The organism is Streptomyces sp. NBC_00258 (genome assembly GCF_036182465.1).
Classification (GTDB): domain Bacteria; phylum Actinomycetota; class Actinomycetes; order Streptomycetales; family Streptomycetaceae; genus Streptomyces.
This window is the reverse complement of sequence record NZ_CP108081.1, coordinates 7,933,180-7,952,039: the sequence shown is the minus strand read 5'-3', so window position 1 is coordinate 7,952,039 and position 18,860 is coordinate 7,933,180. Positions and strand designations below refer to the sequence as shown.

15 protein-coding genes are annotated in these 18,860 nt (G+C 70.4%); 1 reads left to right on the top strand and 14 read right to left on the bottom strand.

Going from position 1 to position 18,860, the window contains the following annotated elements; genetic code table 11:
* Positions 1-249: 249 nt before the first annotated feature.
* From obgE to OG718_RS35275, 12 genes are all read right to left on the bottom strand, one after another.
* A complete protein-coding gene (gene obgE, locus OG718_RS35330; RefSeq protein WP_143632101.1) occupies positions 250-1,686 on the bottom strand; it encodes a GTPase ObgE in 1,437 nt (478 codons plus the stop codon).
* Positions 1,687-1,834: 148 nt separating this feature from the next.
* The gene (gene rpmA, locus OG718_RS35325; RefSeq protein ID WP_006374707.1) at positions 1,835-2,089 is read right to left on the bottom strand and encodes a 50S ribosomal protein L27; all 255 of its coding nucleotides are present in this window, start codon (positions 2,087-2,089) and stop codon (positions 1,835-1,837) included.
* Between the two features lie 14 nt (positions 2,090-2,103).
* The gene (rplU, locus tag OG718_RS35320; RefSeq protein WP_006374708.1) at positions 2,104-2,424 is read right to left on the bottom strand and encodes a 50S ribosomal protein L21; all 321 of its coding nucleotides are present in this window, start codon (positions 2,422-2,424) and stop codon (positions 2,104-2,106) included.
* A gap of 198 nt (positions 2,425-2,622) precedes the next feature.
* The gene (locus tag OG718_RS35315) at positions 2,623-3,975 is read right to left on the bottom strand and encodes a phospholipase D-like domain-containing protein (protein ID WP_143632102.1); all 1,353 of its coding nucleotides are present in this window, start codon (positions 3,973-3,975) and stop codon (positions 2,623-2,625) included.
* A gap of 280 nt (positions 3,976-4,255) precedes the next feature.
* Positions 4,256-8,449: an Rne/Rng family ribonuclease gene (locus OG718_RS35310; RefSeq protein ID WP_328846065.1), complete on the bottom strand. Its 4,194-nt coding sequence runs from the start codon at positions 8,447-8,449 to the stop codon at positions 4,256-4,258.
* 249 nt (positions 8,450-8,698) lie between these two features.
* Positions 8,699-9,508, bottom strand: a complete 810-nt coding sequence (locus OG718_RS35305; RefSeq protein WP_143632106.1) for a TIGR03936 family radical SAM-associated protein — start codon at positions 9,506-9,508, stop codon at positions 8,699-8,701.
* Between the two features lie 135 nt (positions 9,509-9,643).
* Entirely contained in the window at positions 9,644-10,912 is a 1,269-nt protein-coding gene (locus OG718_RS35300) for a hypothetical protein (protein WP_443055195.1), read from the bottom strand.
* 126 nt (positions 10,913-11,038) lie between these two features.
* Entirely contained in the window at positions 11,039-11,572 is a 534-nt protein-coding gene (locus OG718_RS35295; protein ID WP_328846064.1) for a GNAT family N-acetyltransferase, read from the bottom strand.
* A gap of 95 nt (positions 11,573-11,667) precedes the next feature.
* Positions 11,668-13,764: a restriction endonuclease gene (locus tag OG718_RS35290; RefSeq protein ID WP_328846063.1), complete on the bottom strand. Its 2,097-nt coding sequence runs from the start codon at positions 13,762-13,764 to the stop codon at positions 11,668-11,670.
* 302 nt (positions 13,765-14,066) lie between these two features.
* Entirely contained in the window at positions 14,067-14,477 is a 411-nt protein-coding gene (locus tag OG718_RS35285) for an arsenate reductase ArsC (RefSeq protein WP_143632110.1), read from the bottom strand.
* Between the two features lie 29 nt (positions 14,478-14,506).
* Positions 14,507-15,247: an MIP/aquaporin family protein gene (locus OG718_RS35280; protein ID WP_328846062.1), complete on the bottom strand. Its 741-nt coding sequence runs from the start codon at positions 15,245-15,247 to the stop codon at positions 14,507-14,509.
* Positions 15,244-15,621 (bottom strand): ArsR/SmtB family transcription factor, encoded by a 378-nt coding sequence (locus OG718_RS35275; RefSeq protein WP_143632114.1) that lies wholly within the window; start codon positions 15,619-15,621, stop codon positions 15,244-15,246. Before OG718_RS35275 ends, OG718_RS35280 begins: the two co-directional genes overlap by 4 nt.
* Before the next feature lie 104 nt (positions 15,622-15,725).
* On the opposite strand from OG718_RS35275, the gene arsM reads away from it, so the two are divergent.
* The gene (gene arsM / locus OG718_RS35270) at positions 15,726-16,484 is read left to right on the top strand and encodes an arsenite methyltransferase (RefSeq protein ID WP_143632116.1); all 759 of its coding nucleotides are present in this window, start codon (positions 15,726-15,728) and stop codon (positions 16,482-16,484) included.
* A gap of 530 nt (positions 16,485-17,014) precedes the next feature.
* Here arsM and OG718_RS35265 read toward each other — a convergent pair.
* Entirely contained in the window at positions 17,015-17,959 is a 945-nt protein-coding gene (locus OG718_RS35265) for a C45 family peptidase (RefSeq protein ID WP_328846061.1), read from the bottom strand.
* Between the two features lie 365 nt (positions 17,960-18,324).
* Positions 18,325-18,675, bottom strand: coding sequence for a hypothetical protein (locus OG718_RS35260; RefSeq protein WP_328846060.1), 351 nt, complete (start codon positions 18,673-18,675; stop codon positions 18,325-18,327).
* Positions 18,676-18,860: the final 185 nt, after the last annotated feature.

Sequence of the window (18,860 nt, the reverse complement as noted above, 5' to 3'; positions counted from 1 at the left end):
GGGCCCGGATATTCTCCGGGCCCACTTTTTGCTGGGTATCTGGGTGCGTGTTCGGCTGCGGGTGGGTGGGGGCTTGTCGCGCAGTTCCCCGCGCCCCTGAAGATGGCTGGGGCCGGCGGTCACGTGCCGGTTTCCGCCGACGGTCACCTGTCGCTTTTAGGGGCGCGGGGAACTGCGCGAACGGCCCCCACCGGCCCCGCAGGGTGAATGCGGACCGTGGGGGCCTGGGGCGGAGCTCCCAGTTGCGGTCTAGAACGGGTCGAAGTCGTCGAACTCCTGGTCCGCCTCGTCCCGCTCCGCCTGCTTCTCGCGCCGCCGAGTGACGGCGGGCCGAGGCGCCTCGAAACGATGGTCCTCACCGCGGCGCCCGAGCATCTCGGCGCCGGCCATGACCGTCGGCTCCCAGTCGAAGACGACCGCGTTCTCCTCGGGGCCGATGGCGACCCCGTCCCCGTGCCGGGCGCCCGCCTTCATCAGCGAGTCCTCCACACCGAGGCGGTTGAGCCGGTCGGCGAGGTAGCCGACGGCCTCGTCGTTGCTGAAGTCGGTCTGACGGACCCAGCGCTCGGGCTTCTCACCCCGTACGCGGAAGAGTCCGTCCCCCTCCTGGACCACCGTGAAGCCGGCGTCGTCGACCGCCTTCGGGCGGATGACGATTCGGGTGGCCTCCTCCTCGGGCTTCGCAGCACGGGCCTCACCGACCAGGCCGGCGAGGGCGAAGGAGAGCTCCTTGAGGCCCGTGTGGGCCACCGCGGAGACCTCGAAGACCTGGTAGCCGCGCGCCTCCAGATCCGGGCGGACCATCTCGGCCAGGTCCTTGCCGTCCGGTACGTCGATCTTGTTGAGGACGACCAGCCGCGGCCGGTTGCCGAGACCGCCGTACTGCTTCAGCTCCTCCTCGATGATGTCGAGGTCGGAGACCGGGTCACGGTCGGACTCCAGGGTCGCCGTGTCGAGGACGTGGACGAGCACCTCGCAGCGCTCCACATGGCGCAGGAACTCCAGGCCGAGGCCCTTGCCCTGGCTCGCCCCGGGGATCAGTCCCGGCACGTCCGCGATCGTGTAGACGGTCGAACCCGCCGTCACCACACCGAGGTTGGGGACGAGGGTCGTGAACGGGTAGTCCGCGATCTTCGGCTTGGCGGCCGACAGGACCGAGATCAGCGAGGACTTGCCCGCGCTCGGGTAGCCGACGAGCGCGACGTCCGCGACCGTCTTCAGCTCCAGGACGATGTCCTGGAGGTCACCGGGCACGCCGAGCAGCGCGAAGCCGGGGGCCTTGCGGCGGGCCGAGGCCAGCGCCGCGTTGCCGAGGCCGCCCCGGCCGCCCTGTGCGGCGACGTAGGTGGTGCCCTGGCCCACCAGGTCCGCGAGTACGTTCCCCGCCTTGTCCTGGATCACCGTGCCGTCCGGGACCGGCAGGACCAGGTCCTGGCCGTCCTTGCCGGAGCGGTTGTCGCCCGCGCCGGGCTTGCCGTTGGTGGCCTTGCGGTGCGGGGAGTGGTGGTAGTCGAGGAGCGTGGTGACGGACTGGTCGACGACCAGGATCACGTCACCGCCACGGCCGCCGTTGCCACCGTCCGGGCCGCCGAGCGGCTTGAACTTCTCCCGGTGGACGGAGGCACAGCCGTGACCTCCGCTACCCGCGGCGACATGCAGCTCGACGCGGTCCACGAAGGTGGTCATGGGATGTGCCTCCAGTTACGTACGGAAATCTCTCATCGATGATCACCCGGCGGTCTTCGCCGCTCAGTGATCACTACTCAGTTAAAACACGCGAAAGGCGGACCCGCTTCCCGTACGGGAAGTGAGGTCCGCCTCGCGAAAGATCCGGTCAGGCGACCGGAACGATGTTCACGACCTTGCGGCCACGGTGAGTACCGAACTCCACCGCACCGGCGGCGAGGGCGAACAGCGTGTCGTCCTTGCCGCGGCCGACGCTCGCGCCGGGGTGGAAGTGGGTGCCGCGCTGGCGGACCAGGATCTCACCGGCGTTGACGACCTGACCGCCGAAGCGCTTCACGCCGAGCCGCTGAGCATTGGAGTCGCGACCGTTCCGGGTGGACGATGCGCCCTTCTTGTGTGCCATCTCTCCTCAGTCCCTTACTTCGCAGCCGCGGGGATCTCAGTGACCTTGATCGCCGTGTACTGCTGGCGGTGGCCCTGACGACGGCGGTAGCCGGTCTTGTTCTTGTAGCGAAGGATGTCGATCTTGACACCCTTGTGGTGATCCACGATCTCGGCCTGGACCTTGATGCCGGCAAGGACCCAGGGGTCGCTGGTCACGGCGTCGCCGTCGACAACGAGCAGGGTCGAGAGCTCGACCGTGTCGCCAACCTTGGCAGTGGAAATCTTGTCAACCTCAACGATGTCGCCGACAGCAACCTTGTGCTGGCGACCACCGCTGCGCACGATGGCGTACACGCGGATCTCTCTCTCGCTCGAAATCGGAATCCCCGCAGTCCAGCCGCCGAGGAAAGCAGGCGGCCTCTCCCGGGGCGCGAGCCACCGGGAGGAAGAGGTTTACGGGAATGCGGTGCGTCAGTGAACACACCGAGGGTCAAGGTTACGGGGCCCCGACCTGGGGGTCAAACCGGGTCGAGGGCCGCTCCTGACCAGGACCTAGGTGGTCGGCTTCTCGCCGTCGTCGGGCAGCGGCTTCACGCCCTTGCACAGGTCCGTGGTGTCCGCCGTGCCCGGGTAGGCCACCTTGGTCACCCGGTCGAAGTGGACCTTGTACATGTCGTGCACGGCGTCGTCGTCGACCTTCACGATCGACTCGTCGTTCTCGCGCAGCGCGGGGCCCGTGTAGTTGCCGGAGCCGGTGAAGCTGACCTTGTTCTTCACGCCGTCGTACATGCCGTCGATGAGGATGTACTTGGAGTGGATGATGTACGGCGTCGACAGCTTCTGGCCGGGGTTCAGCGGGTCCCGGTCGTCGTTGTAGCAGCGCACGGTCGGACCGCCGGTGGTGTGCAGCTTCTCCCACGTGCCCTTGGTGCCGCCGCTGCTCTTGGCACTGTCGGACTCCGCGTAGACGATGCTCACGGAGCAGCCCGCCTTCTTCAGCGAGACCAGCTTCTCCGCGATGGCCAGCCGTGTGATCTTGAAGATCGCCACCCGGACCTTGGTCGACTGCGTGACGCCTGCGGTGTCCTTGTACTTGCAGGTCACGTTGTTGAGGATCGAGTACACCGTGTCGGTGGCCCGGGTGTTGCCGGCCCGCGGGAAGAAGTACGCCTTGTAGAGGCCGTTGCTCACCGTGCGGTAGTTCCAGGACTCCCAGTCCTGCGCGACCATCGTGTCGAAGTAGTCCGCGTACGCGTCGTACATCGTCGGGTTGTTCGGCAGCAGCAGCGCGTCGTTGAAGAACTTGGTGTGCGCCGACGGCGTGGAGTTCGAGGTGGTCTCGACGACCACGTTCGTGGCGCCCTCGACCGCCGAGAACAGCCAGAACTTGTTGTGCATGATCGACTGCCCGAACTTCGGGTCGCCGAGGCACGACTTGTTCTCCGGGCAGGTCGCGACGTACGAACTCTGCGTACGGTCCGTGCCGAGCCCCGAGGCCAGCGTGCCGTACGCGGTGTTGGTGGGCCGGTCGCTGATGCTGGACTCGTCGAGCAGCACCTGGACGTCGACGCCGCGGTTCTTGGCCGCCACGAGCGCGTTGACGACCGAGGCCTCCCAGACGTGGTAGACCGCGACCTTGATCGTGGAGCCGGGCAGCGCGGAGTTCGTCAGCTCGATGAGCCGGGTGCGAATCACGGTCTGCTGGTCGGCCGTGCCGAGCGGGTCGTTGAAGATCGGCCCCTCGGTCCACGCCGGGTTGTCCACGGCCTGTGCGGTACCCGCCGACATGACGGCCTGTCCGCCCGCCGCGGACAGCACAGTGGCCAGCGCGACGGCCTGCCGCCCGCCCTTGACCGGCTTTACGGCACGGTGTCGCCCAGTGCCCTTCAGGCGCACGCGCGCCATTGAGATCCCCTCCCCTGACACGTGTGAACGTTCTCCCCAACGCGCACCCGTGTGTTCACGCCTATGACTGCATGAGTTTTACAGGTAGATGATCGCCCTCCAAGAGGCGGGGGGGTAATTGTGATGATCGTGATGCTCCTGAAAACATGTCAGGAACTCCCAAATCGGCCGGAACCCGCAGCAGTTCGGTTTCCCTGACGGAGCGTCGTCCGAGCAGCCGAACGCCCCCTGACCCGCGGTCGGACCACGGGCCAGGGGGCGTCTTCGGTTGCGCGGGTGCTCAGCCCTCGTCGGTGGAGGCCGTGACCGTGGACGGCGACTGCTGCTCAGCCGCCGCCGTCTTCTTCGACGTCGACTTCGCGGCCGTCTTGGCGGTCTTCGCCGTCTTCTTGGCCACGGTCTTCTTGGCGGCCGTCTTCTTGGCCGTCGTCGTCTTCTTCGCCGCGGCCTTCTTGGCGGTCGCCTTCTTGGCCGTCTTCCGGGCCGTCTTCTTGGCCGGAGCCTCTCCGTCGCCGGACGCCTCCGCGGGGGCCTCGGCAGGCGCCTCGGCGGCCTCCGTCCGGGCTTCCGCAGGAGCCTCCGCCGAAGCCGAGGGGACGACCATGACGGCCGTCTCCGCGGACGCGGTCGGAGCGGTGGCCTTACGGACCGCACGGCGGCGCGCCCGCGGCGGGGCGGCGCTGTCCGTGGCGGGCTGCGGCTCGGGCTCGGCGACCGGCTCCGTCTTGGACTCGACGGGTGCGGCGACCGGCTCGGTGACGGTCACCACGGCCTCCTCCGCGGCCTTGGGCGAACCGGCCGGCGCGGTGGCCTTGCGGGTCGCCCGACGGCGCGTACGGCCCTTGGGCGCGGCGTCCTCGACGGCGGGGGCCGCGGCCGCCGGGGCCTCGACCACCGGGTCCTCGGCGGCGGCGGGCGCGGCCTGCGCGGTGGCGGCCGGCTCCGGCTGCACGGGACGCTCGGCCTCGTCCTGCGACGTCACGGACTGGGCCGTGGGAGCCTCCGAGCGGCGCTCGGACCGACGGCTCTCGGACCTCGGCGCGCCCGCCGGGGCAGACGCCCGCCTGCCGGCACGGCGCCGCGAACGGCCACGCGTGGCCGCGGCCTCCGCCTCGGCGGCACTGCTGTAGAGGTCCTCGTCCGGTACGAACTCGGGCTCGGGCAGCGCGACCGGCTCGGCGGCCTCCGCGGCGACCTCGGCCGCCGTCTCGTCGGGCTCGGCCGTCTCCGCCTCGTGCGTGTGCTCGTGGTCGTGGTCGTGGGTCTGCTCGGCGCCGCCACGGCCACGCTTCTTGCGCTTGCCGCCGCCTCCGGCGGAGGTCGGCTGCTCCATGTGCACGATCACGCCACGGCCGTTGCAGTGGACGCAGGTCTCGGAGAACGACTCCAACAGGCCCTGGCCGACCCGCTTACGGGTCATCTGGACGAGGCCCAGCGAGGTCACCTCGGCGACCTGGTGCTTCGTACGGTCGCGTCCCAGGCACTCCAGGAGGCGGCGCAGCACCAGATCGCGGTTGGACTCCAGGACCATGTCGATGAAGTCGATGACGACGATGCCGCCGAGGTCGCGCAGCCGCAGCTGGCGCACGATCTCCTCGGCCGCCTCCAGGTTGTTCCTGGTGACCGTCTCTTCGAGGTTGCCGCCCTGACCGGTGAACTTGCCGGTGTTGACGTCGATGACGATCATCGCTTCGGTCTTGTCGATGACCAGCGAACCGCCGCTCGGCAGCCAGACCTTGCGGTCCAGCGCCTTGGCGAGCTGCTCGTCGATCCGGTACGTCGCGAAGACGTCGACCTCGGAGGTCCACCTCGACAGGCGGTCGGCCAGGTCGGGCGCCACATGGGCGACGTAACCGTGGATGGTCTCCCATGCCTCGTCGCCGCTCACGATGACCTTGGTGAAGTCCTCGTTGAAGATGTCGCGGACGACGCGGACGGTCATGTCCGGCTCGCCGTAGAGCAGCGTCGGCGCGTTCGAACCGCCGCCGCCCTTCGCCTTCTTCTGGATGTCCTCCCACTGCGCCTGCAGCCGCTCGACGTCACGGCGCAGCTCGTCCTCGCTCGCGCCCTCGGCGGCGGTGCGCACGATGACGCCCGCGTCCTCGGGGACGATCTTCTTGAGGATGGTCTTCAGACGCGCGCGCTCGGTGTCGGGCAGCTTGCGGCTGATGCCGGTCATCGAGCCCTCGGGCACGTAGACCAGGTAGCGGCCGGGGAGGGACACCTGGCTGGTGAGGCGGGCGCCCTTGTGGCCGATCGGGTCCTTGGTGACCTGCACGAGGACCGACTGGCCGGACTTGAGCGCGCTCTCGATGCGGCGGGGGCCGTTGGCCATGCCCAGCGCCTCGAAGTTGACCTCACCGGCGTACAGCACGGCGTTGCGGCCCTTGCCGATGTCGATGAAGGCGGCCTCCATCGACGGCAGCACGTTCTGGACCTTGCCCAGGTAGACGTTGCCGACGTACGAGGTCGACTGCTCCTTGTTGACGTAGTGCTCGACGAGCACGTTGTCTTCCAGGACGCCGATCTGGGTGCGCTCGCCGCTCTGGCGGACGACCATCACGCGCTCGACGGCCTCACGACGGGCCAGGAACTCGGCCTCGGTGATGATCGGAACGCGGCGGCGGCCCTGCTCGCGCCCCTCGCGGCGGCGCTGCTTCTTGGCCTCCAGACGGGTCGAGCCCTTGATGGACTGCACCTCGTCCGAGGCGTCGGACCGCTCTTCCTTCTTGCTGCGCGGCTCACGGACCTTGACGACCGTGCGCTCGGGGTCGTTGTCGCTCGTCTCGACCTCGCCGGACGAGTCACCGGCGCGACGACGACGGCGACGACGGCGACGGCTGCTGCTGGAGCCGCCCGGCTCCTCGCGCTCGTCCTCGGCGTCCTCGTCCGTCTGCTCTGCGGTGTCCTCGGTGTCCTGGGCAGCCCGCTCGGACCGCTCGGACTGCTCGGCGGCGTAGTCGTCTCCGTCTCCCGACTCGCCGTCCGCCTCGGCGGACTCGCCCCGGCGGCGACGACGGCCGCCACGACGGCGCCGACGACGCGAACCGGTCTCCTCGCCGTCGTCACCCTCGGCGGAGTCGTCGGCGGTGTCCTCCGCGGACTCCTCGTCGACGGGCTCCTCCTCGGGCTCGGGGGCCTCCGCCACGGGGGCGGCGGGCTCCTCGGCCTTCCTGCTGCGGCGACGCCTGCGCGATCCGCCCGTCTCCTCCTCGGCGACGGGGGCGGCCTCCTGGACCGGCTCCACGATGTCCTCGGGGGCCCCGGGCTCCTCGGCGGCCTCGGCAGCGGCGGCGGCCGCGGCGCGCTCCGGCGTCTGGAACATCGGCTCGGTGAACACGGGCGCCTGGAACACGGCGACCGCGGGACGCGCGGGACGCCGCGAGGAGTCCTTCTCGGTCTCCGTGCTCTTGTCGGGCGCGGGCGCGGCGAAGCCTCCGGCGGCCTTGCGCGTGGCACGGCGACGGGCGCGGCGCGGGGCGCCGTCCTCGGCGTCGGCGGTGGTGTCGGCCTCGGGGGCCCGGTCGTTCTTGGCAGCGGCCACGGGGGCCTCCCTGCGCTCGTCGCGGACATCGGCCTCGACGGGCTCGGTCGCGGTGGGGGTCTCGGCGCGCTCCGCCTCGGGCGGGGTGGCGCGGCGGGCGGGCTCGGCGGCGGCCTCGGCGGACGCCGTCACGGGCGTCTCCGCCTCGGCCTGCGGCGCACCGGTGGGCGCGGTGGCCCGACGGGTGGCCCGGCGGCGGGTACGGCCCTTGGGGGCGGCGTCCTCGGCCTCGACGGCCGGCGCCTCTTCGGCTTCGGCGGCGGCCGGGGCGGTGGTCGTGGCCACGGCGGCCTCGTCGGCCCCGGCGGTCACAGCGGCCTCGGTCTCCGTAGGCGCACCGGCGGGTGCGGTGGCACGGCGCGTGGCCCGACGGCGCGTACGGGGCGCCGGAGCAGCCTCCTCGGCCACGGGCTCGGCGGCGGGTGTCCCGGGCTCCGCATGTACGGCAGGAGCGGCGGCGACGGCCTCTTCGATCACGACGGCCTCGTCGGGCCCAGTGGTCTGAGCCGTCTCGGCGGCCTGCGGCGCACCGGCGGGAGCGGACGCACGGCGGGTGGCCCGACGGCGCGTACGCGGTGCCGGGGCAGCCTCCTCGGCTGCGGGCTCCGCCTGTACGGCAGGAGCGGCGGCCTCGGCTGCCGGCTCGTCGGTGACAGACGTCTCAGTGGCGGCCTTCTCGGCGGTCACCGCCTCAGCGGCCGCAGCCGCCTCTTCGGTCTCCTCCGGCTCCTCCGTCGCGAGATCGGTGGAGCTCACGGCCGGTATGGCCGGCGCGGTGGTCTCGGCCACGCTCTCGCCCTCGGGGTTCCCGGAGGGCGGTCCCGCGGGGCGGGACGCGGCGCGACGACGCCTGCGCGGCGGCAGGGTGTCGCTGGGGGTGCTGTTCTCGGAGCCGTTGGAGGGCTCAGCGGGTTCGGTCGGTTCGAGCATGCGGGTGGATCTCCCGTCAGGCTCCCGGGCGCCGCGGATCCGGTGACGTCCGCGGCTCGCGCGATGCGCGGTGCCGCCGTCCGGGGCGCGGGCGCCGCACGGGAGCTCTCTGTGTCCTGTCTCGCCGGTTCCGTACGCCATGTGTGCGTACGGCCTGGCGAAAGTCTTCTGGTCGGTGCGCTGCCCGACCCAGGTGGCTCCCGGATACGAGGGCGGCGCTTCGACGTTCGTCCTTACGCGGGACCTTCCTTACGCCGACGCCTTCGCGGCGGCAGCGGTCGCGGCCGTGGGTGGGGCGGCAGCCACTGCCTCGCGGTCGGGCGCGAGCGGGTCGGTCACCGTGCCGGTCTCTTCATCGAAAAGCCCCTGCGCCAGCCTGGTCACCGCTGCGGGGACCGGCGGCGCCAGGTCGGCCACAGCTCGGAGACCGGACAGGACGTCGTCAGGTCGAACGGCAGGCGTCACGTGCCGAACAACCAGCCGCAGTATCGCACAGGCCTGGTCGGTCGGCCTATCAGCCTGTGGACTGTGCGTCTCAGGCTGTGACTTTTGTGCCTCTGGTTGTGCTGTGTGCGCCTCCAGGCTCGCGACGGCGCCGCGGGCGTCGAAGGTGCGCATGCCGTTCTTCGTCCTGCGCTGGACCTCGACGGCCTCGGCCGACGTGAAGGCGTCGACCGCGCGCTCCGCGTCCTCGGGGGTCACGCCGTCGAGGCGCAGCTCCCATACGGACGCGGTGAGCCGGTCGGCGAGACCCGATGTACGGGCCTCCACGGCGTCGATGATGTCGAGCCCGAGAGGCATCGACTCGTCGAGGAGCAGGCGCAGCTTCTCGGGGTCGCGCGCGTCGGTGAGCGCGATCTCCAGGTACTCGGCCTCACTGCCCGTGCCGGTGGGTGCGGCATTGGCATACGACACCTTCGGGTGTGGGGTGAACCCCGCCGAGTACGCCATGGGCACCTCGGCGCGGCGCAGCGCACGCTCGAAGGCACGCTGGAAGTCGCGGTGGCTGGTGAACCGGAGGCGGCCGCGCTTGGTGTAACGCAGTCGGATGCGCTGCACCGCGGGTGCGGGCGGCGGGCCTTCGGGCTGTCGCTTGCCCAGTGTCGTTCAGTCCTTCGTGAGAGCGGTCGTACTGCTACCTAGAGTACGTGCCTCGGCGCCCGCCGGTTCCCGTCGGGAGCGGTCCGGCCCGGACTACAGGCCGCCGCCGGGCTTGGCCAGGGGCACCGGCTCGGGCTCGCTCCGGGGCTTGGGCAGGGCGACCGGCTCGGGTTCACGCGGCGCTCCGAAGACCATGCGGCGGATGTCGGCCCGGGTCTGCCGTGCCGTCTCACGGGCGCTCGCCAGGGCCTGCCGGGTGGTACGGCCCACGCTCCGGGCGGCCTCCGCCGCGGGCCGCCAGACGGCGTCCCGTACGAGGTGTCCGACGGGAGTGAGCACGCTCTTGTACGCCCATCGCACCGGCTCCACGAAGATCCACCGGAAGAGTCGCCCGAGGAAGCGTCCGACGGCGAGCGAGATGTACCCGGCGACGCGCCACGCGTGCCCCAGGGCTTCGCCGATCTCCCGGGCGACGACGGCGATGCCCCGGCCCAGGGGTGCGAGCACCCAGCGCCACAGGGCGACGGCGGGTACGACGAAGATCCACCGCAGGAGTGTCCCGACGACCATGGCGATCCAGGTCACTCCCACCCAGATCCCACGCCCCATCCAGGTCATGGCGGCCCACAGTCCTCCGCCGATCCATGTGATGCCGGCCCACAGACCACTCGCGACCCATACGACGCCGGTCCACACACCACTCGCGACCCATACGACTCCGGCCCAGAGGCCCAGGGAAGCCCATGTCACGCCCGCCCACACACCGCGGCCGACCCATGTGATGGCGCCCCACAGTCCCAGCACGGCCCAGGCGAAACCCCGCCCGGTCGGTGCGAGCAGCGCCCGGTACAGCCATGCGGCGGGAGTGACGACCGACACCCGCCACAGCCAGGCGCACCCGGCGCCGATCCCCCGCAGCGCCCACACCACTCCGTGTCCGACGGGCGTCAGCACGCGCTCGTACAGCCAGACGGCGGGCACGACGATCAGCACGTTCCCGAGCCAGGCCAGGGCGCGGCCCAGCGGCAGGGCCACGTACCGCCAGAGCCCCACCCACGGCCAGACGAACAGCAGCTTGCCCAGCCACGCCAGGGCGTACCCGAGGCCGGTCAGCAGCCACGCGACGACGGTCGCGATCCCCTCGACCAGCCACACGACGGCCCGCCCCACGGGCGCGAACACCCACATGACCGCCCGCCCCAGGGGCCGGAACAGCGTGTCCTTGAGGAGACGCCCGCCGACGACCAACGCGTCCCACACCATCCGTACCGGCACGACCAGCACCAGCACCACGATCCGCACCGGGATACGGATCGCGACGGCGAGGCAGCCCTCGGGAGCGGCGTCCTGCCGCGCGGGCACACCATGCGCACCATGTGCACCGGACGCCACGGGCGACTCGGGCTTCGCGGGAATCCCACGCAGCCCGGGCGACTCACGCGGCGCGGGCTGCGGCGACTTCTCCAGGTCCATATCAACGAGGACGCATCAAGGGCCCGTATGGATCCAGAACCGCAGCATTCCGCCGCGTTCGTCCTCGAACTCTCCACCGTTGGCCTCGATCACCTTGCGGGAGCCGACGTTGGTGGTGTCGCAGGTGACGAGGACCCGATCGAGCCCGAGGTCACGCGCGTGCGGCAGAACGTCCCGGAGCATGGCCGTGGCGTACCCCCTTCTGCGCGCCGTCGGCCGTACGCCGTAGCCGATGTGGCCGCCGAAGTCGCGCAGATGAGGGGTGAACCGGTGCCGTATCTGGATCCGGCCCAGATAGTCGTCCCCGTCCACGTACCAGAACCAGCTGCTCGGTACGAAGCCCTCGGGCCGCCGCCCCTCCTCCAGCTCCTCCTCACGGATCGCCGCGACATAGCGCACGAAGCCGTCCGGCTGCTGCCAGTTGTCGCCGTACACGGCGAGCTCCCGCTTGAGGGTGTCGCCGAAGTACTCCCCCTCGGCCACGTTTTCGCGCACGGCGTCGAGGAAGGCGGTCCGGAACCGGGGGTCGGGGCTGATGAGCTGCGGCATCGCCTCATTGTGGCGGGCCCGGGCGAGGTCCGGCCACGGCTTTTCCACCATGGACCGGCCGTGGACCGGAGCCTTCGCCCGACGCGGCGAGGACGCTAGTCCACGTCGATCCCGTACTCCCGGATCAGCTCCTCCAGACCGCCCCGGTATCCCTTGCCGCCGAGCACGAAGTCCCAGTCGCCGCCGGCTCGGCGGCGGAAGGAGCCCAGGACCAGCGCGGTCTCGTCGGCCCTGCCGTCGGACACGTCCAGGCGGCCCAGCTCGGCTCCCGAGGCGTCCGACAGCCGGATGCCCGCCTCGGTGAAGCCGGAGAGATCGGCTTCGGGGTTGATCTCGGGGTCGACCGCGGCGACGAGGACGAGCCTGTCGGCCCGCTCGGGCAACGTGTCGAAGGACACCCGGATCGCCGCCTTGTCCGGTGCGGCGGCGGCGAGCGCGCGGACCGCACCGTCCGGTGTCCGTGGGTTGTTGAAGAAGACGAAGTGCTCGTCGCTGAGCACCCGGTTGCCGTGGCAGACGAGCGCGCAGACGTCCAGGGCGACCTGGCCCGTCCAGAACATGCCCAGCCTGTTGTGGTCGTCCGTCCCGTCGTCGGCGTCCGGTGTACGTCCCTCCGGTGTGCGCTGGGCGGGGATCGGGCTGCCGGAGTTCCCGAGCCGCCCGCGCAGCCCGTGCCGGTGCAGGAGGTCGACCAGTTCGTTGCCCGCGACGAGTTCCAGGGGCTTGCCGTTGGCGAAGGTGTGCGAACCCGGGCCGAAGCCGGAGGTCGTGACGAGTACGCCCTTGTTGGCGCCCGCGTCCTGGACCGTGCCGAACAGGTCCCGGACGGCGGTGGGCGGCACGGTGTTGCGATAGCGCTTCACCTGCACGACGATCTTGCCGCCCCGGATCGGCGTCGGGTCCAGCGCGTCGACGTCCACACCGCCGTCGTTCGACCGCTGGGTCGTCACGGCCTGCATGCCCATGGCCCGGAACAGCTCCGCGACCAGCGACTCGAAGGCGACCGGGTCCATCTCGTACAGATCCGGCTCCTCGTCGCCCCCGTGGGTGACGACGCCGTTGCCGACGTCCTCGGGCCGCCGGCCGGGCCGTACGACCGCACGTTGGTCGGGCCGTGCCGACAGCTGCCCCCGTAACCCGTCCACCAGGCAGTCGACGGCGCTGACCTGCTCCAGGCGGAGGCCCGAGAAGACGGAGCGGGACGCCATGACCGTGGCCAGGAAGATCCGCGCCTGTCTGCCCGTCGCCGGGTCGTGGTCGTCCACGAACCCGTTGAGCGCCACCGACTCCAGCGCCCCGAACTCGTCCGCCGCGAAGAGATCGTGCAGGACGAGGAGCACGCACTGCGCGAGCACGTCCCGGTACAGCGCGCGGCGCTGGGTCGCCGGGCGGGGCGCCTCCTTGTCCTGGTCGGCGCCTGGCATGTAGCGCACCAGCTTCACCTCGGGTACGACGTCGTACCCGGGCAGCTCCCAGTTCAGCACCAGCTGCCGTGCGGGCGAGTCGTACGCGGCCGTCACCTGGCGGGGCAGGTCCTCGGGCCACGCGGACGAGGCGTAGAGGGCCGCGGAGAAGTACTCCACCACGGCCTCGGGATCACCGTCGCGGAGCCCGGCGGCCATCTCGGCGACACCGGCGTTGTGTTGACGGATCTCACTCAACCGGTCGTCGGCCCACTGCTCGTACTGCCGTTGGTAGGCGGCCAGTTGTTGCAGGCGCTGCCCCTCCGCCGCCTGCGCGGCCTGCCAGTCGCGCTCGAACCGGGCGCGCGCCTCCGCCTGTGCCTGGGCACGCCGGCCGGCACCGAGCCCCCAACCGCCCTGCGCCTGATACTGGTTCGGATCAGGCATCGGCCTCGGATACGCCAGCGGCCCGGGCGCGAAGGGCTCCACCTGCTCGGCGCGGGTGAGCTGCGCGGTCCCGAAAGCCGGAGCCCGGCACCCGGCGGCCAGCAACCCCCGCAAGGACTCGACCCGCGCGTCCAACTCCTCGGTGCGCCGCCTCGCGTCGGCCTCCCGCTGCTGCCGGTACGCGGCCTGATGCTCACGCCGGCTGCGCGCCAACTCCCTCTGCTGGTAACGCTGCTGTCTATCGGACTCCCGCTGCTGCCGCGCCCGCTCCTCCACCTGACGCTGCTGCTGCCGCTGCACCTCGGCCCAGATCCCGACCAACCCATTGGAGCGACGACTCATGCTCTACAGGCCCTCCCCCCACAACTCCGAGGCCCTGCCACCGAACCCCGACCCCACAACTGACCGTAACCAGACGACTCTAGTCCGCAATTGCCCGCCTCGCCCCCACGTCGCGCAGGCGCACGGAGTACGTGCGGGGCGACTCAGCCCGCAATCCGGTTCACCTCGTCACCTTGCACGTCACTTTCCGCGTGACCTGGTCCTTGCCGACAGCCGTGGCCGTGACCTTCCGGCCGGAGGCGACGGTCGGGGAGAGGGCCGCCCCTCGGACAGACGCGTTCCGTTCGTGGCCCTGAACTGGATCAACCATCCATGTCCGCCAGCAAGGCACGGACGCGCTCTTCGATCTCGTCCCGGATCGGCCGCACCGCGTCGACGCCCTGCCCGGCCGGGTCATCGAGTTGCCAGTCGAGGTACCGCTTGCCGGGGAAGACCGGGCAGGTGTCGCCGCAACCCATGGTGATCACGACGTCGGATGCCTGCACCGCTTCCGTGGTCAGCACCTTCGGGGTCTCGGCCGAGATGTCGATGCCGGCTTCCTCCATCGCTTCGACGACCGCCGGATTGACCGTGTCGGCGGGAACGGAGCCCGCCGAGCGGACTTCGACCCGGTCGCCCGCGAGGTGGGTGAGGAACGCGGCGGCCATCTGGGACCGACCGGCGTTGTGCACGCAGACGAAGAGGACGGAGGGGCGCGGGGTTGCGGTGCTCATGGCAGGTGCCTTCCGGGAAGCAGGTGGGCTCAGGGAGCGGACGGGGCGAGTTCGGTCTCGTCGTGACGGACGACGACGTCTGTCCCGGCGGGCGCCGGCCGGCCGAACACCGCCGCCACAAGGCCCAGGCCGACAGCGGCACCGACCAGCTGCGCGGCGATGAACGAGGCGACGGAAGCCGGAGCGATCCCGGCGAACGTGTCGCTGAAGGCCCGGCCGACCGTCACTGCCGGGTTCGCGAACGACGTGGAGGACGTGAACCAGTACGCGGCCCCGATGTACGACGCCACCGCGGCCGGTGCGAGGTGGGCGCGACCGGTCCGGGGCAGGCCGAAGACCAGCAGGACGAGCCCGGCCGTGGCCACGATCTCGCCCAGCCACAGGTGGCCGGCGGAGCGGTCGTGCGTGGACCACTTCACCAACGGTTCGGCGAACATCGCATTGGCCAGCACCGCGCCGCCGATCGCGCCCAGGGTCTGGGCAGGGACGTACACGGCTGCTTCGCGTGCGGTCGTCCCGCCGCCACTCCTCCGCCCGGTGAACCAGGCGACCAGGGTGACGGCCGGGTTGAAGTGGGCCCCGGACACCGGCCCGAACAGCGTGATCAGCACGGCCAGACCGAAGACGGTGGCCAGCGAATTCGCGAGCAACTGGACGCCGACGTCCTGTGACAGCTCAGCCGCCTGGATACCGGATCCGACCACGACCGCGACCAGCGCGGCCGTCCCGACCAGTTCGGCCACAGCACGCCGGCCGAGCGAAGCGCTCACAAGGTCACCCCGGCGGACTCGGGAGTGGTCAGGAACGCACCCAGCCGGTCCAGGACACCGGGCAGCACCCAGTAGTAGACCCAGGTCCCACGCCGCTCGCAGTCGATGAGCCCGGCCTGCCGCAGCAGCTTGAGGTGGTGGGAGATCGTCGGTTGGGACAGCTCGAAGGCGGGCGTCAGCTCACACACGCACACCTCGCCGCCGTCCCGCGAAGCGATCATCGAGAGCAGCCGTAGCCGGACCGGATCACCCAGCGCCTTGAACACCTTCGCCAGTTCAACGGCCCGGTCCTCGGCCAGCGGGGCGGAGGCCAGCCCCTGGCAGCAGGCGCCGTCCGCCTCCTGACCGATCACCTCAAGCTCTTGTTTCGACATACGTCTATGTTGACGTTTTTCGATACAAGGCGCAAGGTTGCATCAACGAACGTCAATACAAGCCGTTCCGGGGCGTGCCATACCCCGTCACCCAGGAGTGAGTCATGAGCGAACAGTCCACTGAACTGCGCGAGACCGTCCGCCGGCGGTACGCCGCAGCAGCCGTGCAGGTCACCGAGGGCGGCACCGGGTGTTGCGGCCCGCAAGCGGTCGAGGTCGACGAGAACTTCGGCTCCACGCTCTACGCCGACGCCGAGCGCGACGCCCTGCCCGCCGAAGCGGTCGCCGCCTCCCTCGGCTGTGGCAACCCCACCGCCGTCGCCGACCTCCACGAAGGCGAACGCGTCCTCGACCTCGGCTCCGGCGGCGGCATCGACGTCCTGCTCTCCGCCCGTCGCGTCGGCCCCACCGGCAAGGCGTACGGCCTCGACATGACCGACGAGATGCTCGCCCTGGCCCTCGTCAACGCGAAGAAGGCGGGCGCGACGAACGTCGAGTTCCTCAAGGGCACCATCGAGGCCATCCCGCTCCCCGCGGGCACCATCGACGTGGTGATCTCCAACTGCGTGATCAACCTGTCGACCGACAAGGCGGCGGTTTTCGCCGAGACATTCCGGGTCCTGACGCCCGGCGGCCGCATCGGCGTCTCGGACGTGGTCGCCGACAACGCCCTGACACCCCAACAGCGCTCGGAGCGCGGCAGCTACGTCGGTTGCATCGCGGGCGCCCTGTCGTTCACCGAGTACCGCGAAGGCCTGGAGGCCGCAGGGTTCGTCAACGTCGAGATCACACCCACGCACCCCGTGGCCGACGGCATGCACTCCGCCATCGTCCACGCCACCAAGCCCCGGCCTGCTCAGTAGCCGGCAGCGGGGTCCTCGACACCTCCCGCACGTTCCTCTGCAGTACGCACCGGACGCCGAACGCCCTGGGGACGGCAGCCACTTCTTCCTCGCTGCCGCCCCCGAGGGCGGCAGCGAGGCGTCCCAACACCTCACTCACGTCAGTGAGTGTGCCCGCTCGTCGCAGGGTCCTTCTTGACCGTCAGTGGGAGCAGCTTCTTGCCGGTCGGGCCGATTTGGATGGAAGTGTCCATTTGCGGGCAGGGCGCTAGAGAAATCCACTGGTGGGGGAGGCTTTGCGGAAGCGCCAGTACCCATCAATCGCCTGAGCAATTGTCAAGACCTGTGGGTTGGTGACCGCGTAGCGAGAGACGCCTTGTCGGGGTGTATCGGGCCGGGCGCTCGTCCGACCGTTGGAGCGGTGCCGAGCCGCTGCCGGTTCATCGCGCGGCCGTGGCGGGGCCGGCCGGGGGAGGGCGCCTGTGGGCGGCGGGTGAAATCACGTTCTTGCGAGATCTTCGTGCAGGGGTGAGCGGGGGTCCGGAGGCCTCTCAGCCGGCCCGGCCCAAGGTCACGGTGCGGGATCCGGATGTGAAGTCACCGAAGGACTGTTGCCAGGACGCACCGGGCCAGTAGTACCTCACACGGCCCTCGACGGGCCGGTAGTGGGCTGTGTAGAGCGTTCTCGACCCCTGCTCGTCGACGGATCGATACAGCGGCGGCTTCAGCATCGCCGCCACGTCCGCGCCCGCGGCGCGAATGGCGCGCAGCCGCTCCTGCGTCCGCAAGGCCCGCTCCTGCCCGTCGGTCACCGGCAGGTGCTGGTGATTGGCGGCGCAGGCATCCGGCGCCACCATCGGTGACATATCCGGCCCCACGAACACCGTCACCGCCTTCGCGGGATCGACAAGGGTGAGGTTCTGGGGGACGGCGACCGGCAGGGACCGCAGCCTGCCGACCGCCTCATCGACGGTGTCGCACGTCTCCAGCAGGTAGCGCACCACGATGAGAATGGCGAAGCCGCGTCCGTAGACGGAACGGCCGCCCCAGGTGAGCGAGACCGCGAGACCGGCGTCGTTCATCCCGTCCTGCAAGCCCCACAGCATGTCCTGCATCCCGATCACGGGGCGCAGGAAGCAGGAGGAGACGATGGTTCCCTCGCACTGATCGGGCCGTAGGTCATAGTTGCGCAGCAGAGTGCCGTCCTGGCCGATCTGGGTGCATGCCTGGGAGAACGGCCGCAGTGCCGCGTGGGTGAGGAAGACTTCCGCCTCGGGCCGGTCGAGCTGGCCGGCCAGGCGGTCCAGAACCGGGACCAGTTCCGGCATGTGCGCACGAAACAGCGCCCGAACACGGTCCGCCCCCTCCGGAGTCTGGCCCTCTTCGGTCAACAGGCCCTCCATCTCCTGCCACAGGACCCGGGCGTAGGCGGCCCACCGCCCGTCGCCGCCGTCGCCGACCTCGATCGCCTGGAAGGTCTTGTGCTGTTGCCGCACGGCTGCCACTCCCCCTGTGAGAATCGGACGAGGTGGGGGCAACCTAGCCAATTGCGGGGTGAATCACCAGGTGGCCGCCATCGGTGACGGCCGGGCGCTGGATCTGGTTGAAGCCGCTGAACGCGAGCGTGGCCGATTCCAAGCAGGCGATTACGTCCCGCGTCGGAGGAGCCGGAGTCAAAGTAGGCGAGCGCCGGCGGGAGCAGTTGTCAATCGATGGGGTTGGGGTTACGTGTGATCAGGCTGCGACGGCAAGCAATGGCGCGGTCTGGCCACTCGCTACGAGAAGACGGCCACGGTCTACCGCACCGGCCTGCACGACGAAGACATCTTCCTCTGGTCCGCCCGCTGAACGAACGGCCCGTTCAAGGCCGGAGGCATTCTCCTTGCGGATCGAAGCAGACGAGACCGAGGTCGCGAGCCAGCGACGCGGCGTACTGGGACACTTCCTCAGCCTTGCCGTAGGACATAAGTAGGTACACGATCGGGCCCGACGCCTCGTCAATGACCGGTGACGACGCCCATACGGCACCGCGGTCAACATCGTCCGGGTACTGCTCTACGAGCGCTTCGACGTAGGCCACGATCCGGGGTGCCGGGGGCATGCCCCCGTCCTCCGGCTCCAGATACCGCTCGTACAGCTCGTCGTAGACCGAGCCCGCTTGGTGGTTGTCGAGTGGACGTTCGCCGTCCCACACAGCAAGGTCATAGCTCACAGGCGAATCGTCGCAGGCAGCAGTTCCACCCGTGTGAGCAGGCCTCGGGAGCGAGTCAGCCGCCCAGCGATCCACAGAGAGCCCGAAGCCCCTCCCAACCGGGAGGGGCTCATGAGTGCACACATATCCACATGCTGCCTACGCAGCAGGCTCAGACCCACTCCACCTCGGAGTGGACCGTTGAA

Coding starts and splice junctions, on each gene's coding strand:
- obgE (WP_143632101.1), bottom strand. CDS start 1,686: ATGACCACCTTCGTGGACCGCGTCGAGCTGCATGTCGCCGCGGGTAGC.
- rpmA (WP_006374707.1), bottom strand. CDS start 2,089: ATGGCACACAAGAAGGGCGCATCGTCCACCCGGAACGGTCGCGACTCC.
- OG718_RS35315 (WP_143632102.1), bottom strand. CDS start 3,975: ATGGCGCGCGTGCGCCTGAAGGGCACTGGGCGACACCGTGCCGTAAAG.
- OG718_RS35310 (WP_328846065.1), bottom strand. CDS start 8,449: ATGCTCGAACCGACCGAACCCGCTGAGCCCTCCAACGGCTCCGAGAAC.
- OG718_RS35295 (WP_328846064.1), bottom strand. CDS start 11,572: ATGCCGCAGCTCATCAGCCCCGACCCCCGGTTCCGGACCGCCTTCCTC.
- OG718_RS35290 (WP_328846063.1), bottom strand. CDS start 13,764: ATGAGTCGTCGCTCCAATGGGTTGGTCGGGATCTGGGCCGAGGTGCAG.
- OG718_RS35285 (WP_143632110.1), bottom strand. CDS start 14,477: ATGAGCACCGCAACCCCGCGCCCCTCCGTCCTCTTCGTCTGCGTGCAC.
- OG718_RS35275 (WP_143632114.1), bottom strand. CDS start 15,621: ATGTCGAAACAAGAGCTTGAGGTGATCGGTCAGGAGGCGGACGGCGCC.
- arsM (WP_143632116.1), top strand. CDS start 15,726: ATGAGCGAACAGTCCACTGAACTGCGCGAGACCGTCCGCCGGCGGTAC.